Source organism: Streptomyces tricolor, from assembly GCF_002155905.1.
GTDB classification, from domain to species: Bacteria; Actinomycetota; Actinomycetes; order Streptomycetales; family Streptomycetaceae; genus Streptomyces; species Streptomyces tricolor.
Genome location: NZ_MUMF01000944.1, coordinates 1 through 692, shown reverse-complemented (window position 1 = coordinate 692; position 692 = coordinate 1). Strand labels below are relative to the sequence as shown.

General features: G+C 69.2%; 1 protein-coding gene. It reads left to right on the top strand.

The genetic code is table 11. The features are described 5' to 3' along the window. Nucleotides 1-692: carbamoyl phosphate synthase preATP-grasp domain-containing protein (locus CCN44_RS41760; protein WP_462509672.1), on the top strand; the 692-nt coding region annotated here is incomplete at both ends.

Here is a 692-nt window from a genome sequence, read left to right as displayed (position 1 = left end):
GGCATCGAGTTCGACTACTCCTGTGTGCATGCCTCCTTCGCGCTGTCGGAGGCGGGGTACGAGACGGTGATGGTCAACTGCAACCCGGAGACCGTCTCCACCGACTACGACACCTCCGACCGCCTGTACTTCGAGCCGCTGACGCTGGAGGACGTGCTGGAGGTCGTGCACGCCGAGCAGCAGGCGGGGCCGGTCGCGGGTGTGATCGTCCAGCTCGGCGGCCAGACTCCGCTGGGTCTGTCGCAGGCGCTGAAGGACAACGGTGTGCCGATCGTGGGGACGTCGCCGGAGGCGATCCACGCGGCGGAGGACCGGGGTGCGTTCGGCCGGGTGCTGGCCGAGGCGGGCCTGCCCGCCCCGAAGCACGGCACGGCCACCACGTTCGCGGAGGCCAAGGCCATCGCGGACGAGATCGGGTATCCGGTGCTGGTGCGGCCGTCCTATGTGCTGGGCGGGCGGGGGATGGAGATCGTCTACGACGAGACGCGGCTGGAGGCCTACATCGCGGAGTCGACCGAGATCAGCCCGTCCCGGCCGGTCCTGGTCGACCGCTTCCTGGACGACGCCATCGAGATCGACGTCGATGCCCTCTACGACGGCCAGGAGCTGTACCTCGGCGGCGTGATGGAGCACATCGAGGAGGCCGGCATTCACTCCGGTGACTCCGCCTGTGCGCTGCCCCCGATCACGCT